Here is a 26,471-nt window from a genome sequence, read left to right as displayed (position 1 = left end):
CTGACCGGTGACCAGGGACGGACGCCGGTCAGCCGATCCACTCGTACATCCGCTCCCGGATCTGTTCCGGGGTCAGGCCCTCGCCGGCGGCGTGGGCGGCCTCGAACGCGGCGTCGCCCAGCTGGGCCCGCAGGTCGGTCGCCGCCCGGCCGCGCTCGACGCGGTCCAGGTAGCCGCCCTTCGGGCCGTTCAGCACGTGGTGCGCGCCGTGCAGCACGGTGGCCTGCCGGGCCCGCTCCAGGTCGCCGTCGCGCTCGGCGAAGGCGCGCAGCACCCCCACCACCGCGGGGACCACCATGACCGTCATCTGCTCGCCGAAGCCGCTCGTGCGCGACGTCTCGCGCAGCAGCGTCCGCCCCTCGCGCAGCATCGCGAGCCCCTCGTCCGGCAGGCCCGCCCGGGCGGTGATCCAGCCCCGGGTGGTGGTCAGCATCCCGGTCACGATCCCCGGGGCGAAGCTGCCGACGCTGGTCGCCTCCATCCGGTCCAGCTCGGCCAGCGCCTGCTCGTACTCGCCGCGCAGCATGTGGACGCCGCAGAGCGTGAGGCCGCCGAACAGCAGCGCGCCGGTGGAGGAGTGGTCCGCGCTGTGGTGGTCCAGCCCGGCCAGCGTCTCCCGGATGATCCGCTCGCCGCGCTCCATGTCCTGCTCCAGCAGGGCGGAGCCGAGGTTCACCCGCAGCATCGGCACCTCGTGCGGCGTCCCCAGCTCCTCGGCCAGCTCGATCGCCCGCTCGTACGCGACGGCGGCCGCCTCCGGATCGCCCCGGTTGGCCAGCGACTCGCCCTGGGCGGACAGGGCCTGGGAGACCCCCCAGAGGTTGCCGGCCTGCTCGAACAGTTCCAGGGAGCGCTGGCCGTCCAGGATTCCCTGGTCGGCCCCGCCCGGCCAGTCGTTCAGCATCTTGGCCCGGAGCTGCAGGATGAACGCGAGGTCGTTCGGCCCGCCGTGCTCCTCGCAGCCGCGGACGGCGTCGTCCAGCAGGCTCCTCATCATTTCCAGCCGGCCGGCCAGGAACGCCCCGAACACCCGTATCAGGCCCGGGAACCGGTAGGCCTGCGGCAGCTCCGGGGTGTAGGCCTCCAGCAGTTGCTCCGCGACGGCGATCGCCACCGGGTTGCCGAGCACGTCCAGGTTCCCCTCGAACATACCCATCAGCCGGTACATCGCGAGCAGTCGGCGGGCCTCCTCGACGACCCCTTCGGGCATCGGCAGGCCGTAGGAGAGCACGTCCCGCTCCAGCGGTACGGGCGGCTTCGGGCCGAACGGATCCGGCCCGAGCGCCGCGACGGCGTCGTACCAGCCGCGGGCCTCCATGCTGTAGCCGCGCAGCGACCAGTACCAGCTCATGCCGAGGGTGAGGACCAGCGACTGCTCCTCGTCCCCGAGGTCGATGGCGCGCCTCAGCGCGGCCCGGATGTTGTCCAGCTCGCGCTCCAGCACCGTCAGCCAGTGCAGCTGCTGGGGGCCGTGGATGTTCAGGAAGGCGGTGGCGGCGATGGTACGGAAGTGCGTCAGGTGGCGGGCCCCGGTCGCGTCGCGCTCCTCCTCGGACTCGGCGAGGCGCTCGGTCGCGTACTCGTGGATGGTCTCCAGCATCCGGTAGCGCGGCAGGCTGCCGTCGTCCAGGTCGGCCACCAGCAGGGACTTGTCGACCAGCGACAGCAGCAGGTCGGCGACCTCCCCGCCGACCACCTCGACGCCGTCGGCGCAGATCGCCTCGGCGTCCTCCAGCTGCCAGCCGCCGGCGAACACCGAGAGCCGGCGCAGCACCGCCCGTTCGCGCTTGCCCAGCAGGTCCCAGCTCCAGTCGACCACCGCGCGCAGGGTCTGCTGACGCGGCAGCAGGGTGCGGCTGCCCGCGGTGAGCAGGGCGAACCGGCCGTCCAGGCGGTCGGCGATCTGGCGCGCCGTCATCACCCGCAGCCGGGCGGCGGCGAGTTCGATGGCCAGCGGCAGGCCGTCCAGGCGGCGGCAGATCTCGGCGCAGGCCGCCGGGTCGGTGTCCGGGTCGAAGCCGGGTCGGGCGGCGGTGGCACGCTCGGTGAGCAGGCGCAGCGCCACCGGGTCGGGCAGCGGCTCGACCGGCAGCACGGTCTCGCCGGGCACGCCGAGCGGCTCCCGGCTGGTGGCGAGCACGGTCAGCTCGGGGCACTCGGTGAGCAGGATGTCGGCGAGGTCGGCGGCGGCCTGGATCAGGTGCTCGCAGTTGTCCAGGACGAGCAGCATCCGGCGGTGGCCGCAGTGCTCGACCAGCCGGCGCACCGGGTCCTCGGCGCGCTTCTCGATCACCTCGGCGACCATGCCGCCGCTGTGCAGCACGATCTCGCGCAGGCCGAGCGCGGAGACCACGGCGGCGGGCACCGCGTCCGGGGTCTCCAGCGGGGCGAGTTCGGCCACCCAGACGCCGTCCGGCCAGTGCCCGGCGGACTGCTCGGCGCGGCCGGCCTCGATCGAGAGCCTGGTCTTGCCGGAGCCGCCGGGGCCGGTCAGGGTGACCATCCGATGCTCCGTCAACGTCCCGCGCAGTGCGGCGAGATCGCCCTCACGGCCGACGAAGCTGGTCAGCCGGCCGCGCAGGTTGCCGCCGACGCGCGGGAGTTGGGGCGCTCCGGACCGCCCGGCGGCCGGCGGGGTCGGCGGGGCCGGTATGGACTCCGGCGCGGGCGTGGTCGGCGCGGCGGCGGGCGCCGGTTCGACCTCGGCCGGGGTCAGCAACGTGGCGTACAGGGACTGGAGTTGGCGCCCCGGGTCGACGCCGAGCTCCTCGGCGAGGGCGCGCCTGGTCCGCTCGTAGTGGCGCAGCGCCTCGGCGGTGCGACCGCTCTCGTGCAGCGCCCGGATCATCAGCTGCTGCAACGGCTCGTCCAGCGGCTGCCGTTCGCAGAGCTCGGTGAGCTCGGCGACCAGTTCGGCGGCCCGGCCGAGCCCGAGCTCGGCGGTGATCCGGTGGCGGCGGGCCTCCTCGCGCTGGGTCTCCAGCCGGGCGGCCGGGCCGCTGCGGTCCGGCAGGTCGGCCAGGGCGGGGCCGCGCCACAGCGCCAGGGCGGCGCGCAGCCGCTCGGCGGCGAGCGCGTGGTCCCCGGTGTCCAGGGCGCGGCGGCCTTCGGCGCCGAGCCGCTGGAACTCGGCGAGGTCGGTGGCCGGGTCGGTCAGCCAGTACCCGGCCGGGCCGGAGCCGATCTCGTCCCGGCCGACGGTCCGGCGCAGCCGGCCGACCAGGGTCTGGAGCGCGGCGGAGGAGTCCTGGGGCGGCTCGGCCTCCCACACCTCGTCCACCAGCAGGTCGGCGGGCACCGGGCGGCCCTGCCGGAGGGCGAGCGCGGTGAGCAGTGCCCGCAGCCGGGCGCCGCCTAGCGGCACCGGGGTGCCGTCGTCGTGGTGGGCCGTCGTGGTCCCGAGGATGCCGTAGTACACCGGTCCATTCTGGTCGATGGGCGGCGATCGGGGCGCACAATTGTCCAGGGGCCCCTCACCGGCGGCGGAACCCGGACGGGGCCCTCGGACGTTCACCCGGGACGGCTTGTCCGGTCACCGGCCCGCCCGGCATGATCGATCCCCTGCCCGCTTTTCCTCGGACACCCGGAGCACCCACACCATGACCTTCGCCGCCACGCAGCGCTCACGCAGCGAGGACCGCCGGATCAGCCCGGTGTTCTGGGTGCTCCTCGCCGTCCTCGCCACCTCCGGCTGGGCGGTGTACTCGGGCTACGGGAACGCCTCGTTCGGGGTGTTCCTGTTCGTGGTGGCGGGCTGGATGGTCTCGCTGTGCCTGCACGAGTACGCGCACGCGCGCACCGCCCTGCACGGTGGCGACATCAGCGTCGGCGCCAAGGGCTACCTCACGCTCAACCCGCTGAAGTACACCAACGTGCTGCTCAGCTTCGTGCTGCCGATCGTGTTCGTGATCCTGGGCGGCATCGGCCTGCCCGGCGGCTCGGTCTGGATCGAGCGGGACCGGATCCGGGGCCGGCTCAAGCACAGCCTGATCTCGGCGGCCGGGCCGCTGGTGAACGTGGTGTGCGCGGCCCTGCTGCTGATCCCGATCGGCGCCGGCTGGCTGGACGACCCGACGGTGCACGCGGTCTGGAACGGCTACGAGCTGAACGTCTCGCCGTTCGCGGGCGCGCTCGGCTTCCTCGGCCTGCTCCAGCTCAGCGCCGCCCTGCTGAACCTGCTGCCGGTGCCCGGGCTGGACGGCTACGGGATCGTCGAGCCCTGGCTGTCGTACAAGACCCGGCGCGCGGTCGAGCCGTTCGCGCCGTACGGGCTGCTGGCCGTGTTCGCGCTGCTGTGGCAGCCCTCGGTGAACTCGTTCTTCTTCGGGGTCATCCACGACCTGATGAGCCTGTTCGGCGTGGACCAGGACTACGCGACGCTCGGCCGGTACCTGTTCAGCTTCTGGAAGAACTAGCCGACTAGCCCTGCTCGGCTGCCGCGGCGGCGGCCGTGGCCTCGGCGATCTTCGCGCGGCGGCGGTTCATCCAGAGCACGTTGCTCGCCACACCGGCCATCGGGAGCCAGATCAGGCCCAGCCAGAAGCCCTGGGTCAGCGAGACCACGGCGGCCGCCAGCGCGAGGACGACGACGATCAGGGCGAAGAGGGACGTGCGGGGCATGGCGGGAGGCTCCTAGGGCCGGGTGCGGTCGGCCGGGTTGCGGCCGCACCCATTGTCGCCGACCTCACCTCCGGAGCTGGTCCAGGGGTGAGGCCGACACGGCTCCACCGGATCTCAGACGTCCGTCACCCGCAGGCCCGCGTGGGCCTTGTAGCGGCGGTTGACCGAGATCAGGTTGGCCACCAGCGACTCCACCTGGTGCGCGTTGCGCAACCGGCCCGCGAAGATCCCCCGCATGCCGGGGATCCGGCCGGCCAGCGCCTGCACGATGTCGGTGGCGGCCCGCTCCTCGCCGAGCACCATGACGTCGGTGTCGATCTGCTCCACCGACTCGTCCTGGAGCAGCACCGCCGAGAGGTGGTGGAAGGCGGCGGTGACCCGGGAGTCCGGCAGCAGCGCGGCGGCCTGCTGGGCGGCGCTGCCCTCCTCCGGCTTCAGCGCGTACGCGCCCTGCTTGTCGAAGCCGAGCGGGTTGACGCAGTCGACCACGATCTTGCCGGCCAGTTCCTCGCGCAGCGCGGTCAGGGTCGAGGCGTGCCCGTCCCAGGGCACCGCGACGATCACCACGTCGCTCTCCCGGGCGGTGGTGGCGTTGTCGGCGCCACGCACGCCGAGGCCCAGTTCGGCGGCGGAGGCCTCGGCCCGGGCCGCGTCGCGCGAGCCGATGATCACCTGCTGGCCGGCCTTGGCCAGCCGCAGGGCCAGGCCGCGCCCCTGGTCGCCGGTGCCGCCGAGGACACCGATCACCAGCTGTGAGACGTCCGGCAGTTCGTGGGCCGGGTTTGTCGCTGAATCGAGGGAAGTCATGGGCCGATCCTGTCAAACCCCCGGCCGGACGCGACATTCTGGGCCGCATGGACGCGGTGAGAGTTTCGGCACTCCGGCAGCACCTGGCGGGCACCGGCTGGCTGGAGGCGGTCGGCGGCTTCGCCGGGTCGCTGCGGCGCTCGGTGTCGCGGCGCGGGGCCGGCGAGCTGCTGCTGATCGGAACCGAGGCGTACGAGCCCTGGCATCTGGCCGCGCACCTGGCCGACGAGGCCGCCTGGTCGGCCGTCCCCCGGCTGGCGCCCACCCTGCTGCGGCACGCTCCGCCGGTCGGCGCCCCGGCGCACCTCGCGCACGGCCTGAGTCGGCTCACCGGGGCCGGGCGCGGCGCCACCGTCCTGGTGGTGGCGCCGGAGACGGCCGGCGCGCCGCTGCTGGAACGGGTGCAGGACGCCCGCCGGCACGGCGCGACCGTGCTTGCGCTGGACGGCGCCGCCCCCGCCGAGCCGGGCGACCTCGGCGGGCTCGCGCACGAGCGGCTCGCCGTCGGCACCGCCGACGAGGAGCCCTTCGACCTCGCCCAGCACCTGGTCAGCGCCGCCGCCGGGCGGCCCCCGGCCCGCCGCACCGCGCTGGACCGGCTCGCCGAACTCGCCGGCCGGCTGACCGCACCGCCCGCGATCAGCCGCTGGTAGCCCGGGCCCGACCCGGCCGTTGTCAGCGAGGTGTCGGGCTGACGGTCGTGTGTCGGGCTGAAAAACCCTTTGCGAACCCGGCAGCCCGCGTTCGAGGATGCTGGTTCGTGAACGACGACGAACCCCCGCATCCCCCTGGCACCTCCGGACGGTTGCGCACGCTGCTGCGCTCGCTCGCGCCCGACCTCTCGCCCTGGCGCGCCTCCCGCGACTTCCGCTTCCTCTGGCTCTCCGGCTGCGTCACCAGCTTCGGCAGCTACCTGACCTACGTCGCCGTGCCGATGCAGATCAAGGAGCTGACCGGCTCCTCCTTCGCGGTCGGCCTGATCGGCGCCTTCGAGCTCGTCCCGCTGATCGTCTTCGGCCTGTGGGGCGGCGCCCTCGCCGACGCCCTGGACCGCCGGAAGCTGGTGCTGCGGGCCGAGGCCGGGCTGGGTCTGCTCGCCGGCCTGCTGCTGCTCAACGCGCTGCTGCCGTCCCCGCTGCTCTGGCCGATCTACCTGGTCGCCGCGCTGGTCGCGGCCTGCGACGGGTTGCAGCGCCCGGCCCTGGACTCGCTCACCCCGCGGATCGTCCCGCACCAGCACCTGACCGCCGCGTTCGCCCTCAACTCCCTGTACCGCAACGCCGCTTCGGTGGCCGGGCCGGCGCTGGCCGGCGTCGTGGTGGCGTTCTCCGGGGTGGGGACGGCGTACGCGCTGGACGTGCTCACCTTCGCCGCATCGCTGCTGCTGCTCGTCCGGATCCGGGCGGTGCCGCCGGCCACCGGCGCCGAGCGGCCGTCGGTGCGGGCGGTGCTCACCGGCGTCCGGTACGCGTGGAGCCGCAAGGACCTGCTCGGCACCTACACGATCGACCTCTGCGCGATGCTGTTCGCCTTCCCGGTGGCCGTCTTCCCCTTCCTGGCCTCCGAGTTGGGCGCGGACTGGGCGCTCGGCCCGATGTACGCGGCCTCCGCGGCCGGCGCCCTGCTGGTCGGGGCGACCAGCGGCTGGACGTCCCGGATCCACCGGCACGGCCGGCTGCTGGTGGTCGCCGCCGTCGGCTGGGGCGCGGCCATGGCCCTGGCCGGCCTGTCCGGGAGCATCTGGCTGGTGCTGCTCGGCCTGGCGCTGGCCGGCGGCGCCGACGAGATCAGCGGGCTGGCCCGCTCGACCATGTGGAACCAGTCCATCCCGGACGAGGTGCGCGGCCGGATGGCCGGCGTCGAACTGCTCAGCTACTCCGTCGGGCCCCAGCTCGGCCAGGTCCGGGCCGGCACCATGGCCGGGCTGGTCGGCGTCCGCGCCGCCGTCTGGAGCGGCGGCCTGATCTGCGTCGTCGCCGTCCTCGCGGTGGCCGCCGCGCTGCCCAAGCTGCTCGCCTACGACGACCGCACCGACCCGCACACCGCCGCCGTCCGCGCCGGGCACGAGCGCGCGGAGCGCGAGCGGGAGCAGCAGCGGGAGCGGGAGGCCGCCGCGGCGACGGACTGACGGCGGACGGACGGACGGCGGCGACGGCTTGACGGCAGAAGCCGTCCGCCGGACGCCGCCCCGGCCGCTACTCGCCGCCGCCGTCCTTCGGCGTGTCGTTCCAGCGCTCGTCCCCCTGCCGCCACTCCCGGTTGCGCTCGTCGGCGAGTTGCAGGGCGTGCGAGGCCTCCTCCGGGCTGTCGTACGGGCCGAGGCGGTCCTTGGCGGGGCACTCCGGCCCCTCCTCGACCTTGCCGTGCTTGATGCAGTAGAACCACTCGCCGGGCTTGCCGGTCGGCTTGCGGTGGAATCCCAGGGGCATGGTGCCCTCCCGTCGAAGCGATGGGGTCGTACCGATCATTCCCCGGCCGGGGCCGCCGCGCACACCGCCCGGGCGCGCCGGGGGCGGCCGATAGACTCGCGGCCATGGCTCTCGTACCCGGCATCCAGTCCCCCACCCGCAAGGTCCCGGCGCACATCGCGCGCCCCGAGTACGTCGGGCGGCCCGCCCCGACGCCGTACACCGGGCCCGAGGTGCAGACCGCCGAGACGATCGAGAAGATGCGGATCGCGAGCCGGATCGCCGCCCAGGCGATGGCGGAGGCCGCCAAGCTGATCGCCCCCGGCGTCACCACCGACGCGCTGGACGCCGTCGCCCACACCTACATGTGCGACCACGACGCGTACCCGTCCGACCTCGGCTACCGCGGCTTCCCCAAGTCGGTCTGCACCTCGATCAACGAGGTGATCTGCCACGGCATCCCGGACTCGACCGTGCTCCAGGACGGCGACATCGTCAACATCGACGCCACCGCGTACATCCACGGAGTGCACGGCGACCTCAACGCCACCTACCTGGTCGGCGACGTCGACGAGGAGTCCCGGCTGCTGGTCGAGCGGACCCGCGAATCCCTCAACCGGGCGATCAAGGCCGTCAAGCCCGGCCGTCAGATCAACGTGATCGGGCGGGTCATCGAGTCCTACGCCAAGCGCTTCGACTACGGCGTGGTGCGGGACTTCACCGGGCACGGCATCAACACGTCGTTCCACTCCGGCCTGATCATCCCGCACTACGACAGCGAGCGGGCCACCGAGGTGATCAAGCCGGGGATGACCTTCACCATCGAGCCGATGCTCACCCTGGGCACCTACGACTACGAGATCTGGCCGGACGGCTGGACGGTCGTCACCAAGGACCGCAAGCGCACCGCCCAGTTCGAGCACACCCTGGTGGTCACGGCGGACGGCGCGGAGGTCCTCACCCTGCCGTGACCCCCGGCCGGGCGCCGGTTCAGCCGATGAGCCACTGCTCCTCGGCGACGGCGCCCACCTCGGTGCAGGCGTCGGTGAGCACGTCCAGGACGCGCAGCGGGTCCGGCAGCGGCTGCTCGGGCCCGCGCAGCCACCGCACCTGCGAGCCGTCCGGCAGCGCGGCCGGCGGCAGCAGGGTGTACGAGCCGCGGCAGTGCCAGCGCAGGCCGGGGTGCTCGGACATGGTGTCCGGGGTGGAGTCGAGGACGCTCGGCCACCACTCGTCCTCGTCCTGCGGGGTGCCCCGGGTGGCGGTGAAGAACAGGTAGCGGTCCTCGCCGACGGCGGCGACCGGGCCCTCGACGCCCCGCTCGGTCAGCCGCTCCAGAGCCAGCCGGCCGGCCTCGACCGGGACGTCCAGGACGTCGTGGGCGCGGCCGGTGGCGGTGATGAAGTTGGTCTGCGGATCGCGGGCGAGCCAGCGGGCGAGCTGCTCGGGGTCGGTCGTGGCCTGGGTCTGCCAGGCGAAGGAGACCGGGTGCTGGGCGGGCGCCGGACAGGCCACCCGGTCGCAGGAGCAGCGGTAGCCGGCCGGATGCGCGGCCGGCGCGAGCGGGAATCCGGCGCGCACCGCGCCGAGCAGCTGATCGAGCCGGGCGGCGGGGCCGTCCACCTCACCCGACCTGGCCCGCTGACGCTCACGCTTCTGCCACCAGGTCGTCCACCTGCCGCCGGCTTCCATCGGGCCCCTTCCGCGCACTGCCGTACCTGGTGCGGCACAGCGTTCGACGTACCACTCCGACGCAACGCACAGCGCCCCCCGCTGCTTCCCGGGACGGTGCTCGGCCCTGCTGTCCACGCCCTGCCGACCGGGAACCGGGGTCACCGGAGGGCCGACGCCCGGGTCACGGTACGCAGTCGCGGCAGCACGCTGTCCGCGCCAGGTCGGCCGGAGGGCGCGCGGATCCGCGCCCCGCCCGGCCCGTACGGGGCCCGCTGACCCGGGTGAACCCCGGGGGCGTAACAGGAAGGATAAGGGTGCGCGGGGGCTCCGGATGACCGGGGGCGGTGCCTCTCCGGTCACACTCCCCGCACCCGGCCGGAGGGCTCGGGCGGGTGCGCCGGTCACCCGTGCGGAGGTGAGACCCTGGTGGGGTGAAGAGCGCGGACACCGAATTCGTCGGCGGCCCCCTGGACGGCCGCATCCTCCCCATCCCGCTGGGGCCGATGTTCGGCGTGCCGAAGACCTACAAGGTGCCGGTCCCCGCGCACGGCGACTCCCCCGCGCGCACACTGGTGTACGTCCGGTCCAAGCAGGTGCGGGGCATCAGCTGGCACTGGCGCTACGAGTTCGACGAGGCGGCCACCGCCCGCGCGTCCGGCTGACGGCCGCGCCGCCCGCACCGGCCGCCACCCCCAGCCTCCCCGGGAGGACGGCATGGCGAGAACGGCACGGCACCCCCGCAGGCGCCCCCAGGCGGTCGCGCACCACAACCGGCAGGTCGCCGGCGTCACCGGGGCGCTGCTGGTGGCGGTGTGCGTCTACACCGTGGTGATCGGCCCGAACGGCTGGCTCTGGTTCGGCTGGGCGGTGCTGCTGCTCGCCTGCGTGGCCCTGTTCACGGTCCACCCCTGAACAGCCGCACCGCCTGTGCCCAGCCCCCCACGGCGGTCAGTCCTCGTCGGCGAGGATCAGGTACAGCTTCTTGCGCGCCTCGGTGAGCACCACCAGGCCCTTGGCCCGCTGCGCCTCGGTGCCCGTCGCCATCACCTGGCGGATCGCCTGGTCGACCGCGGCCAGCGCCTGGCCGACCTCCTGGACGGCCTCCCAGTCGACCTCCCGGCCGGCCTCCGCCCACGGCTCGGCGGGCCCCGCCTCGGCCTCGGCCCGGCCCGCCTCGGTGAGCGATACCAGCCGCTTGCCGCCGACCTCCTCCGCGGTGATCAGGCCCTCCTCCTCCAGCAGTTGGAGGTTGGGGTAGATCGAGCCCGGGCTCGGCCGCCAGGCCCCACCCGTCCGCTCGGAGATCTCGGCGATCATCTCGTAGCCGTGCATCGGCCGCTCCTTGAGCAGCGCCAGCAGCGAGGCCCTGACGTCCCCGCGCCGCGCCCGGCCGCCGCGGCGCCCGTGCGGGCCGCCCCGGCGCCCGCCGTGCCCGCCGAAGCCGTGCCCGAACGGGCCGCCCATCGGCCGCCCGGGCCCACCGCCGCCGAACGGCGGCGGGCCGAAGCCGCCGAAGGCCTCCCGGCCCTCGAACTCCCGCCCTTCGAAGTCCGGCCCCGGCCCGCGGCGCCAGCCACCGCGCGGACCCTCGCCGCTGAACCGCATTCCCGGATTTCCTCGGTTTCCTGAGCGCATGGCGCTCACCTCCTCGTTCACCGAGCCAGTCGAGTTACTGTCTCGATAGCTCGACGATATATCGGCGACTGTCGCTCGTCAACGGATTCCGACACGAACGGCGCATCGGCACCCCACCCCGCCGCCCAGGCCCCGTCCGCCCGCTACGGTGACGGGCATGGCCGGTGAACGAGACCTCGCGAAGCTGCTGCACGGGATGCGCCCGCTGCTCAACCCGGGGCGGTACGTCTACTGCACGCTGCCCGCCAAGGTGCCCGCGGGCATGCGGCCGGTGGTGACCGTCGCCGAACCCGAAGGGGTCACGGTCGTCGTCACCCAGGAGGAGGCCGACGCGCTCGGGCTGCGCTACGAGTACGTGGCGGCCTGGATCACCCTGCAGATCCACTCCGCCCTGGAGGCCGTCGGCCTCACCGCGGCCGTCGCCGGGCGCCTCGCCGACGAGGGGATCAGCTGCAACGTGGTGGCCGGCTTCCACCACGACCACCTGTTCGTCACCGCCGACGACGCCGACCGCGCCGTCCGGGCCCTGGAGGAACTGGCCGCCCGGCCCGCCTGACGACGCCGTCGAGTGGCCGCCCCCGCAGGGCCCTCCGACACTGGGAACGGCTGCCCGGCCACCCCGGCCGGCCCCCACCGGAAGGAGACGGCCGCCATGGCCACCTGCGTCACCTGCGGCAACGACTACTGGCTCGCCTTCGAGATCAAGACCATCACCGGCGACACCTACACCTTCGACAGCTTCGAGTGCGCGATGGAGAAGCTCGCGCCGCGCTGCGAGCAGTGCCAGGTCCGCATCGTCGGCCACGGCGTCGAAGTGGCCGGCCGCTTCTTCTGCTGCGCCAACTGCGCCCGCGTCAACGGCGGTCTCGGCGACCAGATCCGCGACGCCGTCGGCGCCCGCCCCGCGTAACGGCGGGCGAGCGGAACAGTCGGCCGGTACCCCCGGTTCCGTCTCCCCAGGTGCTCGCACGACTGGGGCGGCCTCACGAAAAAGGCCCCCTGACCTGCGTTTTCGCAGATCAGGGGGCCTCAGTCGAGCTGGGGCGGCGGAAGAGTCGGCCTGTACGCCGGGTTCTGTCTCCCGGGGTGCTCGCGCGGCCCGGGGAGGCGGCCATCCATCTAGGACTGCCGTTGCCGACAGCCTCGTGCGGTCTACCCGCGGACTCGGGCGAGCAGCCCTCGGTCATCCGCGCACGGCGCCCGAGGGCACCGATCTTGACCTTGCTCCAGGTGGGGTTTACCGAGCCGGCCGAGTCACCCCGGTCGCTGGTGGTCTCTTACACCACCGTTTCACCCTTACCCGCCGCCGAAGCGGTGGGCGGTCTGTTTTCTGTGGCACTGTCCCGCGGGTCACCCCGGGTGGGCGTTACCCACCACCCTGCTCTGTGGAGCCCGGACGTTCCTCGGCGGGTCAGGGACCCGTCGCGACCGCCCGGCCGACTCTTCCGCCGTAGTGGTCATCGTAGCCGCTCGGGTGGGGCCTCCCGCACACCGGAGCGGACCGCGGGCGGCTCGCCGCCGAGGCGGGCGGCCACCCGGACGGCGGTCGCGGTCGCCCACGGGGTGGTGGTGGCCAGGCCGAGGAGGAGGATCGCGCCGCCCAGGCCCACCAGGATCCACCAGCCGGCGTGGCTGGCCGGGGCGAAGCCCGTCGCCACCGGGCCGACCACGGCCGAGGTGACGACCGTGCCGATCACCGCCACCCCCAGCGACTGGCCGATCTGGCGGCTCGTCGAGGCGACCGCCGCGGCCACCCCCGCCTGGGCGCGCGGCATGCCGGAGACGGCCGCGTTGGTGATCGGCGCGTTGACCATGCCGAAGCCGAAGCCGAACAGCGCGTACGCCGCCAGCAGCAGCGCCGCCGGGGAGTCGGCGGCCAGCCTGGTCAGCAGCAGCCCGCTCGCGACCAGGCCCAGCCCGGCCGCGACCAGCGGCCCGCGCGGGCCCCGGCTGCCGACGATCCGGCCGGACAGCGGCGCGCAGACCAGCATCATCGCGGCCATCGGCAGCGTCCACAGGCCCGCCTCGAACGGGTCGTAGTGCCGGACGTTCTGCAGGTAGAGCGTGTTGAGGAAGAGGAAGCCGCCCAGGGCCGAGAAGGCGCAGACCGCGGTGACGGTGGCGCCGGTGAACGGCGCGCTGGCGAAGAACCGCGGGTCCACCAGCGGTTCGGCCACCCTCCGCTCCCACAGCGGGAAGGCGACCAGCGCGGCCACGGCGACGGCCACCAGGCCGAGGATCAGCGGGGACGTCCAGCCGCTGCCCGGGCCCTCGATGATGGCCGCGGTGCCGCACCCCAGCAGGACGATCATCAGCAGCTGCCCGACCGGGTCCAGCCGGCGCGGCCGGGGCGAGCGCGACTCCGGGACGTAACGGGCGGTCAGGAGCATCGCGACCACGGCGACCGGAACGTTGATCAGGAAGATCGACGGCCAGCCCGCGCCCTCCACCAGGAAGCCGCCCAGCAGCGGGCCGAGCGCCATCGAGATGCCGACCACGCCGCCCCAGACGCCGATCGCCCGGGCCCGCTCCTTCGGGTCGGTGAAGGTGTTGGTGATGATCGACATCGCCACCGGGTTCAGCATCGAACCGCCGACCGCCTGCAACGCCCGGAACGCCACCAGCCACTCCAGGCTCGGCGCCAGACTGCACAGCAGCGAGCCGAGCGCGAAGCACAGCAGCCCGGTCTGGAACACCCGGCGGCGGCCGAAGCGGTCGGCCACCGAGCCGAACAGCATCAGCAGCGAGGCCAGGACCAGGGTGTAGGCGTCGATGATCCACTGCAGCCCGGACGCCGGGGCGTCCAGGTCCCGCTGGATCGCCGGCAGGGCGATGTTCACCACGGTGTTGTCCAGGCCGACGATGAACAGGCTCAGGCAGCAGATCGCCAGGACGAGCAGTCGGCGGCGGCGCCCCGGGGCGCCGGAGGGCTGGGCTTCGGGCACGGGACCGATCCTCCCACCTGGACGGTGCCCGGGGGCCATGTGACGGACCGTCCGGGTGGCGGCGCCGGGGGGAGCGCCGGGGGCGCGTGGAAGCCCGGGGGTCAGACGGCGGCGAAGCGGACGGTGCGGGTGACCGGGTCGGCCTGCGTCAGCCGGACCCGGATCAGCCCGCCGAGCGGCAGCACCACCCCGGGATCGGCGCCGTCGCAGCGGGCCCGGACGGCGGGCCGGCGCAGCTGCACGGTGCCGGCCGCGGGCCGCCGCTCGTCCACGTCGATCACCACGGCGGTGAAGTCCTCGCCCTCCCGGCCGGCCAGCAGCTCCGCCTCCACCAGGTCCACGCAGGCCCGCTCGACCTCGGCCGCGCGGCGGTCCCCGCTCGCCATCAGGCCCGGCACGGCGGGCAGCGCCTCGCGCGCCCAGTCCGGCACCTCCTCCCCCGCCGCCACCGCCGCGCACACCTCCTGCGCGAAGCGGTCCCCGAGCCGGCGCAGCGGCGCGGTGCAGTGCGCGTACGGCGCGGCGAGCGCGGCGTGGCCCGGGTCGGCCGGGGCGGGCAGGCCCCGGGACTCGTCGAAGGCGTGGTAGCCGGCGCCGCGCAGCAGGCCGGTGCACGCGTTGAGGAAGGCGGCGTCCATCGGCGCGTCCGGGTCCAGGGAGCGGATCAGCTCCGGGTACGGGAGCGTCCGCGGCCAGTCCACGTCCAGCGCGGAGGCGATCCGGCGCAGCCGCTCGTACGCGGCGGCGGGCGCGGCGGGCAGGGTGCGCAGCAGGCCGACGCCCGCGTCGAGCATCAGGTCGGCTGCGGCCAGGCCGGTGAGCAGCGAGATCTGCGCGTTCCAGCCGTCGGCGGGGCCGGGCGCGCGGTAGCCGAGGACGTAGCCGTGCAGGGTCTCCTCGACCTCCTGCTCGGGCACCGGGAGGCTGGTCCCGCCCCGCGCGCGCTCCTGCTCCTCGCGCAGCCGGCCGACGGTGGCGAGCAGGGCGAGCTGCTCGTCGGCGCCGCCGAGGTCCACCGCGCGCTGGACGGCCTCGTAGTCGAGGCGGCGGTGCGAGCGGACCAGGGCGCGGCGCAGGTCGGCGAGCACCACGGCGCCGTCGGCGTCCAGGTCCAGCTGCCAGAGCAGGGCGGGCCGGGGCTCGCCGGGCAGCAGGCTGGCGGCGTCCTCGGAGATCCGGGTGGGGTGCAGCGGGACGCGGTGGTCCGGGAAATACAGGGTCTCGACCCGGCGGCGGGCCTCGGCGTCGATGGCGCCGCCCGGGCGGACGAAGGCGGCGACGTCCGCGATGGCGTAGTACACCCGGTAGCCGCCGCCGGGGCGGTGGAGCAGGTGCATGGCCTGGTCGAGGTCGCGCGAGCCGGGCGGGTCGACGGTGAACAGCGGCAGGTCGGTGGCGTCGTGCTCGGGCAGCCGGGGGCGCTCGGCCGCTTCCTCCGCCTCGGCCAGCACCGGCTCCGGCCACTCGGTGTGGATCTCCAGGCGGGCGCGGAGTTCGGTCAGTTCGGTGTTGATCCGGGCGGAGTCGGCGGCCTTGACGCGCAGTTTTCGGCGAGGCATGCAGGCAGCGTAGGGCGAATCGGGTGATTCCGGACGGATCACCCCGCCGGACGCGCCGGGCGGCCGGTGGCACTGGACTGCCGGTGCTGTTGGGCTCAGCGCCCCAGCAGCGACTTCAGGTCCTTGCCCGCGAGCACGACGGCGTCGTCGTAGCCGCCGGTGGCCAGCCGGAGCATGAAGGCCACCGCGTCGTCCGGGTGCGGGTCGGTGTACGGCTCGCCGTTGTAGTCCAGGAACAGCAGCATCGCCTCGAAGGCGGTGCGCTTGTTCCGGTCGATCAGCGGGTGGTTGCGGGACAGGCTCTGGCCGAGGGCGGCGGCCTTGGTCCACCGGGCCCGGGCGGGGTGGGGCACGGGTGTGAGCGCTCGTAGGGTGGGGTCGAGTGGTCGTTCACGAAGGGGGTTCGGGCGATGGGTGTGGTGAAGGCGACCGGGGCGGCGGTGTCCGGGGTGTTGGCGGCGACGGGGGCGCTGCACGCGGTGTGGGCGGTGACGCCGTGGCCGCTGCGGACGCCGGAGGAGTTCGCGGACACCGTGGTCGGCGCGGGCGACGGAGCGCCGTCCCCGGCGGCCTGCGTCGCGGTGGCGGGGCTGCTCGGGACGGCCGCGTACCTGGTGGGGGCGGAGGCCGGGGTGCTGCCGGCGGTGGGGCCGCGGCGGCTGCGGCGGGCCGGGGTGCGGGCGGTGGCCGGGGTGATGCTGGCGCGCGGCGCCGGCGGCCTGGTGCTGTTCGGGAGGGTCGTCGAGCGGTCGGAGCGGTTCAAGCGGCTGGACACCCGGTACTACTCGCCGCTCTGCCTGGCGCTCGCGGCCGGGGCGGCCGTGGTCGCGGGGGCCGGTGGCGCCGAGTAGCCGCGGCCGGACGGGCCGCCCGGGGCGGGCCGGTTTTGCGTAGGGTGGCGGGGTTCATCCGCCACAGAGTGTTGAGGAGTCCGCTGTGCTGGTGCTGTTGCCGCCTTCGGAGGGCAAGGCCGCGTCCGGGGACGGGGTGCCGGTGGCGCTCGACCGGCTGTCGCTGCCCGGGCTGACGGCCGCGCGCGGCGAGGTGCTGGACGCGCTGGTCGGCCTCTGCCGGGGTGACGAGGACACCGCCGCGGAGGTGCTGGGGCTCAGCCCCGGGCTGCGCGGCGAGATCGCCCGCAATGCCGGGCTGCCGGCGGCGGGTGCCCGTCCGGCGGGCGAGGTGTACACCGGGGTGCTGTTCGACAACCTGGGTCTGGCCACGCTGGACGCGGCCGCGTACGGCCGGGCCGAGCGGTCGCTGCTGGTCTTCTCCGGTCTGTGGGGAGCCGTGCGGATCTCCGACCGGATTCCGCCCTACCGCTGCTCGATGGGCGTGAAACTGCCCGGCCCGGGGGCGCTCGGCGCGTACTGGCGGGGCGCGATGGCGTCCGTGCTGCCGGAGGTGGCGGACGGGCTGGTGCTGGACCTGCGCAGTTCGGCGTACGCGACGGCGTGGAAGCCGGCCGGCGAGGTGGCCTCCCGGACGGCGACCGTCCGGGTGCTCCAGGAGCGCAACGGCAAGCGCACGGTCGTCAGCCACTTCAACAAGGCGACCAAGGGGCGCCTGGTGCGGGACCTGCTGGTCGCGGGGATCGAACCGAAGACGCCGGGCGAGCTGCTGGACGCGCTGCGGGGCCTGGGGCACCGGGTGGAGCTCGCCGCCGAAGGCACGGCGCGCAAGCCGTGGCAGCTGGACGTGGTGGTCACCGAGGTGCGCTGAGCCCGGCTCCGGGGGGCGCCCCCCGGAGCCGGGCGTTCAGCCCCGGGCGTTCAGCGCAGGTGCGAGGTGTCGTTGAGCAGCCGCAGCGAGGCGTTGCCGTCCGCGTAGTACTGGACGGCGCAGAACGAGGCGGCGGACAGCTCCATCCGGTACAGCGCGTCCGGCGGGGCGCCGAGCGCCAGCCGGACCAGCGTCTTGATCGGGCTGACGTGGGAGACCACCAGCACCGTCCTGCCGGGGTGCCGGGCGATGATCTTGTCCCGGGCGACGCCGGCCCGGTGGGTGAGCGTGGTGAAGCTCTCCGTGCTGCCGGTGGGCTTGGCCTTCGCCGAGCCGAGCCAGGCCGCCAGGTCCTCCGGGTGGCGCTCCTGCACCTCGGCGAAGGTCAGGCCCTCCCAGTCGCCGAAGTCGACCTCGCGCAGCCCGTCCTCGTACCGGACCTCCAGGCCGAGCCGGGCGGCGACGATCTCGGCGGTCTCCCGGGTGCGGCGCATCGGCGAGGCCACCACGGCCTGGATGCTGCCGCGGGCGGCCAGTTCCTCGGCGGCCCGCGCGGCCTGCCAGCGGCCCTTGTCGGACAGTTCCGGGTCGCTGCCGCCGCTGCCGGAGAAGCGCTTCTGCGGGGTCAGCGCGGTCTCGCCGTGGCGGAGCAGGACGAAGGTGGTCGGGGTGCCGAGGTCGGCGGGGGCGGCCCAGCCGGCCTTGGGGGCGGCGGTCTCCAGCGGCGGCTCGTCCACCACCGCGGCGGCCCGCGGCCGGGGCTCCCACTGGCGGCCGGCCTTGCCCGCGTCCATCGCCTCGTTGGCGAGCCGGTCGGCGTCCTTGTTCCGCTCGCGCGGGATCCAGGTGTACGTCACCCGGGCGCGCGGGAGGATCGTGCGGGCCTCGGCGGCGAGCGGCTGCATGTCGGGGTGCTTGATCTTCCAGCGCCCGGACATCTGCTCGACGACCAGCTTGGAGTCCATCCGGACGTCCACCGAGGCGTCCGGGTCGAGCTCCCGGGCCGCCTTGAGGCCGGCGATCAGGCCCTTGTACTCGGCCACGTTGTTGGTGGCGTGGCCGATGAACTCGGCGGCCTCGGCGATGATCTGCCCGGTGTCGCCGTCCCGGACCACCGCGCCGTAGCCGGCCGGCCCCGGGTTGCCCCGGGACCCGCCGTCCGCCTCGACGATGAAGCGAGCCGCCACCGGGTCAGGCGCCCGAATCGGCGGTGCGGACCAGGATCCGCGAGCAGTTCTCGCAGCGGACCACCTTGTCGGCCGGCTCGGCCTTGATGGCGTTGAACTCGGTGATGGAGAACTCGGTGCGGCAGCCCTCGCAGCGGCGCTGGTAGAGGCGGGCCGCGCCGACGCCGCCCTGCGTCTGGCGCAGCTTGGTGTAGACCTTCAGCAGGTCGGCGGGGACGACGGCGGCGACGGTCTCGCGGTCCCGCTTGACCTTGTCGGCCTCGGTGTCGATCTCGGCGAAGGCGGCGTCCCGGCGGGTCTCGGCCTCGGTGAGGACGACGGTGGAGTGCTGGAGGCGCGCGGTCAGCTCGGTGACCCGGGTCTGGGCGCTCTCCAGCCGCTCCATGACCTCCAGCACGATCTCCTCCAGGTCGCCCTGGCGCTTGGCCAGCGAACCGATCTCGTGCTGGAGGTTCTCCAGGTCCTTCGGCGAGGTGATCGCGCCGGAGTCCAGGCGCTGCTGGTTGCGGGCGGCCCGGGCGCGGACCTGCTCCACGTCCTGCTCGGCCTTGGTCAGCTCGCGCGTGGTGTCGCCCTGCTGGGCCTCGGCGGCGACCACCAGGTCCTTGAGCGCGGTGTGGTCGGCGGAGGCCTTCTCGATCTCGGCGTGCTCGGGCAGGCTCCGGCGCCGGTGGGCCAGCTGGTCGAGCTTCGAGTCGAAGGCCTGGAGGTCGAGCAGGCGGATCTGGTCGGCGGGCGCGGCGTTCAAGGGGAAGGCTCCTGTGAATCGGGTCAGGCGGTGAAGGACATGGGGGCGTGCGCGGTCCACGGGTCGGTGACCCGGTGGGAGACCTTGGTCTCCACGGCCCAGCCGCGCTGGTCGGCGGCGGCGTGCAGGGCCCGCTCGGCCAGGGCGAGCCAGGGCCACTCGGTGGCCCAGTGCGCGGCGTCGACCAGGGCGACCGGCGCCGCCTCGGCGGCCTCGGACGCGGGGTGGTGGCGCAGGTCGGCGGTGAGGTAGGCGTCCACCCCGGCCGCCCGCACCTCGGCGAAGAAGCTGTCGCCCGAGCCGCCGCACACCGCGACCCGGCTCACCAGCCGGTCCGGGTCGCCGGAGACCCGGACGCCCGTGGCGGTGGCCGGCAGGCCCTCGGCCACCTGCGCGGCGAAGGCCGACAGGGGCAGCGGGGGCTCCAGCAGGCCGATCCGGCCGGTGCCGCGACGGCCCAGCGGGTCGGTCGGGTCCGGCACCAGCGGGCCGGTCACCCGCAGGCCCACGGCCTCGGCGAGCGCGTCCGAGACGCCGGGGTCGGCGTGATCGGCGTTGGTGTGCGCGACGTGCAGGGCGATGCCGTTGCTGATCAGCGTGTGCACCACCCGGCCCTTGAAGGTGGTCGCGGCGACGCTGGTGGTGCCGCGCAGATAGAGGGGGTGGTGGGTGACCACCAGGTCGGCGCCCCACTCGACGGCCTCGTCGACGACCGCCTGCACGGGGTCGACGGCGAACAGCACGCGGCCGACCTCGGCCTGGGGGTCTCCGCAGACCAGGCCGACGGCGTCCCAGGCCTCCGCCCACTGCGGCGGGTAGACCTCTTCGAGCGCGGTGATGACGTCGGACAGTTTCGGCACCTGTCGAGACTACCGTGCGCGCGGGGGCGGTCGGGCCTCGGCCGTTCGGCGACCTGGACGGCGGCGGGGCGGCAGTGCGGCGGGGATGGCGGCGGGTGTGCGGCGGCGGCGAGGTGGCGGCGCGGCTCGGACACGGGTGCCGATGGCGTACGGACGCGCGTCAACCTGCGGCGGGGGCGCCCGGGAGGGGCCGGCGCCGGTCGCACGCGCCCGTGCGCCCGGCGCCCACTGCTCACACGGGAGCCCTCGCACGAATTCGAAACCGCCTCCTGATCACCCTTACGAGTGAAGTGACCGGCTCTACGTTGAGCCACTCCCGCCTCGAAAGTAACTTCAGTCCTGCGAACGGGAGTTGCCCCGACAGTTGCCCCGACCGGGGGTCGGGAAGGCGCTCCGCCGGACACGGGCCCTGGCGAGACCGGGCCCGGGGCGGGCGCGGCCGGGGCTCCTGCCCCAGGCGCGGCACCGCCGTACCAGGGCGGTGCGCCGCACCGGGGCGGCACTCCCGTTCAGGGGCGGCACTCCCGCTCCTTCCGAGGAAGCCGATCAGGCCGGGCCGCACGCCCGGGTGCCGGAGCAGTGGGCACCCGCGGGCGGCGGACGAGACGAAGGGATGTGGTGGCGAATGGCGGCGGGCACATCGCTGCGTACGGCCGGGGGCGGGGAATCGGCGGGCCACGGGCCGGATGCGGCCGGACCGTGGCCGGAGACGACGCGGGCGGCGCTGGCGGACGCCGGCGGCCGGGGAGGCGGCGGCGACTGGGAGGTCACCGCCGGGGGCTTCTGGTGCACGGCCAGGCCGCCCGCGTCGGCTCCACTCCCGGAGCAGGGCTGGAAGCTCCACGTCAGCGCGGCCTCGGCGGTCGGCGAAGCGGTGCTCGCGGCCGTCGTACGGGCCCTCGCCGACGACCCGTGCCCGTTCAAGTTCGCCGCCGGGGAGCAGCGGCTGCGCGAACTCAACTCCCGTAACAGCGATCGGGGTTCGGCGGGCAAGTTCATCACCGTCTACCCGGCCGACGACGCCCAGTTCCGGCGCCTGGCCGCCGGACTCGACCGGGCCACCGCCGGACTGCCCGGGCCCGTCGTGCTCTCCGACCGCCCCTACCGGCCCGGCAGCCTGGTCCACTACCGGTACGGCGCCTTCGCGGCCCGCGCCGAGCTCGGCCACGACGGGGAGTACCGCTCCGTCCTGCACGGGCCGGACGGCGAACGGGCCGAGGACGTGCGCGGCGCCTCCTACCGGGCGCCGTCCTGGGCCCGGGACCCGCTGGCGACCGGTGCGGCCCGGCCGGGGGCGAAGCGCGGCGCGGGCGTGCTGCTCGCCGAGCGGTACGCGATCACCGCCGCCGTACGGCACAGCACCAAGGGCGGGGTCTTCCTCGGCCGGGAGGCCGCGAGCGGCGCCGAGGTCGTGGTCAAGCAGGCCCGCGCGCACATCGAGATCGACCGGGCCGGCACCGACGCCCGCGACGCCCTGCGGCACGAGGCCGCCCTGCTGACCCGGCTGGACGGGCAGGGCCTGGCACCCCACCCGATCGAACTGATCGAACGGGACGACTCCGTCTTCCTCGTGCAGGAACGAATCGCCGGACAGCCGCTCGGCGCGTGGGTCGCCGCCCGGCTGCGGCGCGACGGCAGCCCCGACGTCGACTGGGCCGAAGCCGGACCGGTCGCGCACGCCCTCCTCGACCTCGTCGAGCAGGTGCACGCCCAAGGGCTCGTCCTGCGCGACCTCTCCCCCGGCAACGTGATGGTCCGCCCCGACGGCCGCCTCCGGCTCGTCGACCTCGAACTCGCCGCCGAAACCGGCCGCCCCGCCGGCTCCGCAGGCACCCCCGGCTACCGCGCCCCCGAACAGGGGCCCGGCCGGCTCGGCCTCGTCCACGACGGCACCTGCGTCGCCGACCCGGCCGTCGACCTGTACGCCCTCGGCGGCCTGCTCTTCCTCCTCGCCACCGGCCACGACCCGCTGCTCCCGGACGACCTCCCCCGGGCCCGCCCGGTCACCGAGCGCCTCGGCCGCTGGCTCGCCCTCGCCGCCCGCACCGGTACCACCGCCCGCCGCCTCGCCCCCGCCGTCCTCGGCCTCCGGGCCGAACAGCCGGGGCAGCGCTGGAGCCTCGCCCAGGTCAGGGTGGAACTCGCGGGCGGAGCCACCGCGGGCGCCCGGCGCAGCGGCGACACGCACCCGGACCCGGCCGACGGCGGCGGAACCCCTGGTGCCGTGCACGGCCACGAGACCACCGCCGCCGTCACTCCCCTGTGGCAGGCACCGAACCGGCGGAACACGCACACCGGGCGCCCCGACGGCCCGCATGCCGCCGGCCCGACCGGCGCCGCCGCCACCGCACCCCCGCAGCGAGCCGCCGACAGCAGTGCCGCGCCCGCCAGGGCCGGTGCCATCCGGGCCGCCACCGCTCCGCCGTGGCGCGCCGCGGCCCACCGGGCCACGCCCGCCGAGCACTCCGGCGACGCCCACGACGACCGTTCCGCGACCGATGCGACCGCCACGACCGGCGGCCCCCGGGCTGCCGTCCGACCCGACGGTGCCGCCCCGGACGCCGCCTGCCGCGCGTCGGCCGGCCTCCTCGACCGGGTGCTGTGCGACGGCCTGCGGCAGCTGGCCGTCACGGCCACGCCGCTGCGGCGGGACCGGTTGTGGCCGGTCGTGCCCGCCGGGGAGCGGACGGATCCGTGCAATGTGCAGCACGGCGCCGCCGGGGTGCTGGCGGTGCTGGCGCGGGCGGTGGCGGCGGAGGGCCTGCCGGGCGGGGTGCGCGCGGAGGCCGCGCGGACGGCCCGGACGGCCGCCGGGTGGATCGAACGGCGCCTGGCCGCCGAGCCGGTGGTGCTGCCCGGGCTGCACTTCGGGCGGTCGGGGACGGCCTGGGCACTGTTGGACGCCGCCCGGGCGCTGGGCGACGAGGGGCTGGCCGTTCGGGCCGCCGCGCTCGCCCGGCGGATCCCCGTCGAGTGGCCCAACCCCGACGTCTGCCACGGCGCGGCCGGCTCAGGGTTCACCCAACTCCGCTTTGCCGCCGAAGGCTTCACCGCCGAAGCCGCCGGTGACCCGGCCTTCCTCGACCGCGCCGCCCACTGCGGCCACGCCCTGCTCGCCGCCGCCCGGCGCGAGCCGTACGGGCGGGTGTGGCCGGTGCCGGCGGACTTCGACTCGGCGCTCGCCGGGATCACCCATCTCGGCTTCGCGCACGGCGTGGCCGGTGTGGGCGCCTTCCTGCTGGCCGCCGCCGAGGCGACCGGTGACCGCGACCTGCTGGCCGGCGCCGTCGAGGCCGGGCACACGCTCGCCGCGACCGTCCGCTGGGACGCGCCGCGCGAGAGCGCCTGGTGGCCGCAGAGCGCGGGCGATCCGGACCGCGTCCGGCTGGCGCACTGGTGCAGCGGCTCGTCCGGCGTGGGCACCTTCCTGCTGCGCCTCTGGCGGGCCACCGGCGACGCCACCGCGCACGGGCTGGCGCTGGCCGCCGGGCGGGCCGTACTGGCCGGGCGCTGGCACGGCGGGGTGAGCGCCTGCCACGGCCTGGCCGGCGACGGCGAGTACCTGCTCGACCTTGCCGAGGTCGCCGACGAGCCGGAATTCCGTTCCGGCGCCGAGGAGTTGGCGCTACTGATCGCTGCCCGGTCGGCGCTGCGGGGCGGCCTGCTGGTGCTGCCGGACGAGACCGGGACGGGCTGCGCGGCCGGCTACGGCACCGGCGCGGCGGGCGCGCTGGCCTTCCTGCTGCGGCTTCGGCACGGCGGCCCCCGACTCTGGGTGGATCCGGCTCCGCCCGCCGTGCGCCGGCTCCAGGGCACAGGCAGCGGGGTGAGCGGGGCATGAACGTGGCCACCCGGACCGTCGCGCAGGCGCTGCGCCGACTGAGCTTCACCTTCTCCGCCGACGGCGGTCACGCCGCCTGCCTCGCCTCGGCCGCCGACGGCGGCTGGTACGTGGAGAGTTGGCGGCTGCCCTCGGACGGCGGGCCGGCCACCCCGCTGGCGTTGCCGCTGTCCGGCAACCGGTCGGAGAGCCTGCGTTCGCAACTGGTCGCGCTGCCGGACGGCTCGGTGCTGGTCTGCCGGCACGACGGCGAGCGGCACGACCTGGTCCGCCTCTCGTACGGCGAGAACGGCGCCGTGGAGCAGCAGATGGCCACGATCCGGATGCCCGGGCTGCGGCTGCTGCCGGTCCCGACGCCCCACGGCGCCGGTCCTCGGACGCCGGTGGCGCTCGCCCTCGGGACGGACACCCGCCCGGCGACCACCGTCTGGCTGGTGCGGACGGACGGCAGCGAGCCCGAACGGGTCGCCGAGATCCCGGGGTTGCACGGCGGCGGCGCCTGGCTGGACAGCGCCGGGGCGCTGCTGGCGCTGGACCGGGTGAACGCGGGGCTCGTCCGCACCGTGGTGCTGGACCTGCGCAGCGGCACGACCACCCCGCTGCTGGAGATCGGCGAGCGCAGCAACGACCGGCTGGTGCTGTTCGACCCGGACAGCCGGTTCGCGATGGTGCGCAGCGACGCGCCGGGCACCGACCGGCTCGGCTGGGGCGTGCTGGGCGGCGGCGAACCGCTGCGGTTCCCGGAGTGCCTGCACGTCGCGGGCATGTTCCTGCGGCCGGTCGCGCTGCGGCGGACGGCGGACGGCCCGCAGGTGGCGGTGCAGGTCGACCACGGCGCCGGCTCCGCGCTCGCCCTGTGGCGGGCCGCCGCCGGCCGGCTGGACCAGCTGCCGGTGCCGCCCGGCCGACTCGGCGCGGTCGGCCACTGGGGCGGGGCGGCGCTGCGGCTTCCGTACTCCTCGCCCGACCACCCGGCGGCGCTGGCCGCCCTGGACGTGGACGCGCTGCTGGCGCACGGCCCGGCGAAGGCCGGGTCCGGCCCGATGCCGATGCCGCTGCCGCTGCAACTGGCGCCGCTGGGCTCCGGCCTGCCCGGCCCGTGGCGGGACACCGTGCTGCCCTGGCAGCCCGGCGGTCCGCGCACCCCCCGCACCCAGCCGCCGGGTTGGCGGGTGGACGGCAGCACCGCCCCCGGGGACGGCGGCCGCTGGCAGCCCGCACAGAGCCTCGAACTCGCCGGTCCGGCCGGGCCGTTGGAGGCCGTGGTGTACGGCGGGGACACCTGGCTGAGCAGCCCGCACCTGGTGCTGGCGCTGCACGGTGGCCCGGCGGACGCCTGGCGGCTGGAGTTCGACCCGGCCCTTCAGCGGATGGCCGCCGAGGGCCTGGCCGTGATCGCACCGAACCAGCGCGGCTCCACCGGCTACGGGGTGGCGCACGCGATGGCCATCCGGGGCGCCTGGGGCGGGCCCGACCTGGACGACGTGCTGTACCTGCTGGACGGCATCGCCGGCCAGCGCGCGGCACTCGGGCTGGAACCGCCGGCCCTGTTCGGGGTCAGCTACGGCGCGTTCCTGGCGCTGCTGGCGGCCGCGCACGCGCCGTCCGAGCAGGTGTCCCGCTGCGCGGTGGTCGCACCGTTCCTGTCCGGTGCCCGGCTGCTGGCCGAAGCGGCACCCCCCGTACGGGCGTTGACCACCCGGCTGGCCGGCGACGAACCGATCACCGACGCCCGCGGCCCGCGCGACGTCCTCCAGCTGACGCACCGGCTGAGCGCCCCGCTGCTGGTGGTGCACGGCAACCGGGACGAGGTCGTGCCGGTGAGCCAGTCCCGTTCGCTGCGGCACGAGTTGCTGCGGATCGGCCGGGTCGAGGGCGCGGACTTCCGGTACGTCGAGGCGGCCGGATCGGGCCACGAGGTGCTCGCCGAGGAGGGCGCGGCCGTGCTGCACGAGCTGCTGGCCGCGTTCCTGCGGACCGGCCGACCGGGCTGACCGGAGCCCCGGCACCTCGGTACGTCGACTCCTCGACACCTCATCAGGACGTCGACACCTCACCACACAGACTCCCGGGCCCGACGCGGCCCGGGGCACCACCCCGGCGCGGCGGACCGAGCCGCCCGGGGGCGACACCCGATGCCCGCAGGCAGATCGCGGCGGGCGTAGTTCCAGGGGAGGAACCCGATCATGGAGAACATGGTGGACTTCGAGACCGACCTCGCGGCGCTGCAGGACCTGCCGGAGACCGAGTCCGTCGAGCTGACCGGCCACGGCGCCGGCTGCCAGTACACCTGTCTCATCCTCACCTGCCTGATCTTCACCAACAGCTGATCCAGGCGGTGAGCCGTGGGTGCCGGCCCCCCCCCCCCCCCCCACCCCAGCCAACACCCCCCCCCCCCCCCCCCCCCCCCCCCCCCCCCCCCCCCCCCCCCCCCCCCCCCCCCCCCCCCCCCCCCCCCCCCCCAC

At 75.3% G+C, this 26,471-nt stretch carries 25 protein-coding genes and 1 other RNA gene; 13 read left to right on the top strand and 13 right to left on the bottom strand.

Translation table 11 applies throughout. The features are described 5' to 3' along the window. Positions 1 to 28: 28 nt before the first annotated feature. The gene (locus tag AC07BF_RS21775) at positions 29 to 3,418 is read right to left on the bottom strand and encodes an AfsR/SARP family transcriptional regulator (protein ID WP_400805566.1); all 3,390 of its coding nucleotides are present in this window, start codon (positions 3,416 to 3,418) and stop codon (positions 29 to 31) included. A gap of 181 nt (positions 3,419 to 3,599) precedes the next feature. On the opposite strand from AC07BF_RS21775, the gene AC07BF_RS21770 reads away from it, so the two are divergent. After that, positions 3,600 to 4,415 (top strand): site-2 protease family protein, encoded by an 816-nt coding sequence (locus tag AC07BF_RS21770; RefSeq protein ID WP_400805565.1) that lies wholly within the window; start codon positions 3,600 to 3,602, stop codon positions 4,413 to 4,415. Positions 4,416 to 4,419: 4 nt separating this feature from the next. On the opposite strand, the gene AC07BF_RS21765 is transcribed toward AC07BF_RS21770, so the two are convergent. Then, entirely contained in the window at positions 4,420 to 4,620 is a 201-nt protein-coding gene (locus tag AC07BF_RS21765; RefSeq protein WP_363372195.1) for a hypothetical protein, read from the bottom strand. Positions 4,621 to 4,734: 114 nt separating this feature from the next. Next, complete coding sequence (npdG, locus tag AC07BF_RS21760; protein ID WP_363622329.1) at positions 4,735 to 5,427, bottom strand: NADPH-dependent F420 reductase; 693 nt, start codon at positions 5,425 to 5,427, stop codon at positions 4,735 to 4,737. Positions 5,428 to 5,474: 47 nt separating this feature from the next. Between npdG and AC07BF_RS21755 the strand changes: the two genes are divergently transcribed. Together AC07BF_RS21755 and AC07BF_RS21750 are read left to right on the top strand one after the other, a co-directional pair. Next, entirely contained in the window at positions 5,475 to 6,080 is a 606-nt protein-coding gene (locus AC07BF_RS21755) for a hypothetical protein (protein WP_400989302.1), read from the top strand. 107 nt (positions 6,081 to 6,187) lie between these two features. Continuing rightward, entirely contained in the window at positions 6,188 to 7,555 is a 1,368-nt protein-coding gene (locus tag AC07BF_RS21750) for an MFS transporter (protein ID WP_363580855.1), read from the top strand. A gap of 67 nt (positions 7,556 to 7,622) precedes the next feature. Here the strand turns inward: AC07BF_RS21750 and AC07BF_RS21745 are convergent, their stop codons facing one another. Next, entirely contained in the window at positions 7,623 to 7,856 is a 234-nt protein-coding gene (locus tag AC07BF_RS21745) for a hypothetical protein (protein ID WP_363580853.1), read from the bottom strand. Between the two features lie 104 nt (positions 7,857 to 7,960). Here AC07BF_RS21745 and map point away from each other — a divergent pair, with 104 nt between their 5' ends. Next, positions 7,961 to 8,806, top strand: a complete 846-nt coding sequence (map, locus tag AC07BF_RS21740; RefSeq protein ID WP_063347361.1) for a type I methionyl aminopeptidase — start codon at positions 7,961 to 7,963, stop codon at positions 8,804 to 8,806. 19 nt (positions 8,807 to 8,825) lie between these two features. Here map and AC07BF_RS21735 read toward each other — a convergent pair whose 3' ends face one another. Continuing rightward, entirely contained in the window at positions 8,826 to 9,527 is a 702-nt protein-coding gene (locus AC07BF_RS21735) for a bifunctional DNA primase/polymerase (RefSeq protein WP_363580851.1), read from the bottom strand. 413 nt (positions 9,528 to 9,940) lie between these two features. Between AC07BF_RS21735 and AC07BF_RS21730 the strand changes: the two genes are divergently transcribed. Then, a complete protein-coding gene (locus AC07BF_RS21730) occupies positions 9,941 to 10,171 on the top strand; it encodes a hypothetical protein (RefSeq protein WP_063347363.1) in 231 nt (76 codons plus the stop codon). A 52-nt stretch (positions 10,172 to 10,223) separates the two neighbouring features. Then, positions 10,224 to 10,421 carry a hypothetical protein gene (locus tag AC07BF_RS21725; RefSeq protein WP_478333783.1) on the top strand — a complete coding sequence of 66 codons (198 nt, stop codon included), beginning with the start codon at positions 10,224 to 10,226 and terminating at the stop codon, positions 10,419 to 10,421. 36 nt (positions 10,422 to 10,457) lie between these two features. Here the strand turns inward: AC07BF_RS21725 and AC07BF_RS21720 are convergent, their stop codons facing one another. After that, positions 10,458 to 11,114: a PadR family transcriptional regulator gene (locus AC07BF_RS21720; RefSeq protein ID WP_363580849.1), complete on the bottom strand. Its 657-nt coding sequence runs from the start codon at positions 11,112 to 11,114 to the stop codon at positions 10,458 to 10,460. Positions 11,115 to 11,301: 187 nt separating this feature from the next. Here AC07BF_RS21720 and AC07BF_RS21715 point away from each other — a divergent pair, with 187 nt between their 5' ends. Both AC07BF_RS21715 and AC07BF_RS21710 read left to right on the top strand, forming a co-directional pair. Continuing rightward, the gene (locus tag AC07BF_RS21715; RefSeq protein ID WP_363622340.1) at positions 11,302 to 11,700 is read left to right on the top strand and encodes an ACT domain-containing protein; all 399 of its coding nucleotides are present in this window, start codon (positions 11,302 to 11,304) and stop codon (positions 11,698 to 11,700) included. A 96-nt stretch (positions 11,701 to 11,796) separates the two neighbouring features. After that, positions 11,797 to 12,054, top strand: coding sequence for a hypothetical protein (locus AC07BF_RS21710; RefSeq protein ID WP_063347367.1), 258 nt, complete (start codon positions 11,797 to 11,799; stop codon positions 12,052 to 12,054). Between the two features lie 137 nt (positions 12,055 to 12,191). On the opposite strand, the gene rnpB is transcribed toward AC07BF_RS21710, so the two are convergent. The 4 genes from rnpB to AC07BF_RS21690 form a co-directional block, all read right to left on the bottom strand. After that, positions 12,192 to 12,588: RNase P RNA component class A (rnpB, locus tag AC07BF_RS21705), an RNA gene on the bottom strand. Between the two features lie 13 nt (positions 12,589 to 12,601). Continuing rightward, positions 12,602 to 14,128, bottom strand: a complete 1,527-nt coding sequence (locus AC07BF_RS21700) for an MFS transporter (RefSeq protein ID WP_400805558.1) — start codon at positions 14,126 to 14,128, stop codon at positions 12,602 to 12,604. Between the two features lie 62 nt (positions 14,129 to 14,190). Next, positions 14,191 to 15,648, bottom strand: coding sequence for an RNB domain-containing ribonuclease (locus AC07BF_RS21695; protein WP_363628560.1), 1,458 nt, complete (start codon positions 15,646 to 15,648; stop codon positions 14,191 to 14,193). 95 nt (positions 15,649 to 15,743) lie between these two features. Further along, a complete protein-coding gene (locus AC07BF_RS21690) occupies positions 15,744 to 16,001 on the bottom strand; it encodes a type II toxin-antitoxin system death-on-curing family toxin (RefSeq protein WP_363628561.1) in 258 nt (85 codons plus the stop codon). A 57-nt stretch (positions 16,002 to 16,058) separates the two neighbouring features. Here AC07BF_RS21690 and AC07BF_RS21685 point away from each other — a divergent pair, with 57 nt between their 5' ends. Together AC07BF_RS21685 and yaaA are read left to right on the top strand one after the other, a co-directional pair. Beyond that, positions 16,059 to 16,499, top strand: coding sequence for a DUF3995 domain-containing protein (locus AC07BF_RS21685; protein ID WP_363580839.1), 441 nt, complete (start codon positions 16,059 to 16,061; stop codon positions 16,497 to 16,499). Positions 16,500 to 16,584: 85 nt separating this feature from the next. Continuing rightward, positions 16,585 to 17,370, top strand: coding sequence for a peroxide stress protein YaaA (gene yaaA / locus AC07BF_RS21680; protein ID WP_478316155.1), 786 nt, complete (start codon positions 16,585 to 16,587; stop codon positions 17,368 to 17,370). A 50-nt stretch (positions 17,371 to 17,420) separates the two neighbouring features. Here yaaA and AC07BF_RS21675 read toward each other — a convergent pair whose 3' ends face one another. Genes AC07BF_RS21675 through AC07BF_RS21665 form a run of 3 tightly spaced genes read right to left on the bottom strand, consistent with a single transcriptional unit; the run spans position 17,421 to position 20,165 of the window. Beyond that, the gene (locus AC07BF_RS21675; RefSeq protein ID WP_063347373.1) at positions 17,421 to 18,557 is read right to left on the bottom strand and encodes a bifunctional RNase H/acid phosphatase; all 1,137 of its coding nucleotides are present in this window, start codon (positions 18,555 to 18,557) and stop codon (positions 17,421 to 17,423) included. 4 nt (positions 18,558 to 18,561) lie between these two features. Beyond that, positions 18,562 to 19,305: a zinc ribbon domain-containing protein gene (locus AC07BF_RS21670; RefSeq protein WP_363580833.1), complete on the bottom strand. Its 744-nt coding sequence runs from the start codon at positions 19,303 to 19,305 to the stop codon at positions 18,562 to 18,564. A gap of 23 nt (positions 19,306 to 19,328) precedes the next feature. Further along, positions 19,329 to 20,165 carry a Nif3-like dinuclear metal center hexameric protein gene (locus AC07BF_RS21665; RefSeq protein ID WP_350885034.1) on the bottom strand — a complete coding sequence of 279 codons (837 nt, stop codon included), beginning with the start codon at positions 20,163 to 20,165 and terminating at the stop codon, positions 19,329 to 19,331. Between the two features lie 625 nt (positions 20,166 to 20,790). Between AC07BF_RS21665 and AC07BF_RS21660 the strand changes: the two genes are divergently transcribed. The 3 genes from AC07BF_RS21660 to AC07BF_RS21650 all read left to right on the top strand — a co-directional run bounded on the left by AC07BF_RS21660 (position 20,791) and on the right by AC07BF_RS21650 (position 26,336). Continuing rightward, positions 20,791 to 24,006 (top strand): class III lanthionine synthetase LanKC N-terminal domain-containing protein, encoded by a 3,216-nt coding sequence (locus AC07BF_RS21660; protein ID WP_478316157.1) that lies wholly within the window; start codon positions 20,791 to 20,793, stop codon positions 24,004 to 24,006. Beyond that, entirely contained in the window at positions 24,003 to 26,000 is a 1,998-nt protein-coding gene (locus AC07BF_RS21655; RefSeq protein ID WP_478316158.1) for an alpha/beta hydrolase family protein, read from the top strand. The genes AC07BF_RS21660 and AC07BF_RS21655 overlap by 4 nt, the downstream gene beginning before the upstream one ends. 192 nt (positions 26,001 to 26,192) lie before the next feature. Further along, a complete protein-coding gene (locus AC07BF_RS21650; protein WP_159398410.1) occupies positions 26,193 to 26,336 on the top strand; it encodes a VenA family class IV lanthipeptide in 144 nt (47 codons plus the stop codon). Positions 26,337 to 26,471: the final 135 nt, after the last annotated feature.

The organism is Kitasatospora sp. NPDC043950 (assembly GCF_056435345.1).
The sequence above is the reverse complement of the archived record's forward strand: the minus strand, read 5'-3'. Positions and strand labels throughout refer to the sequence as shown.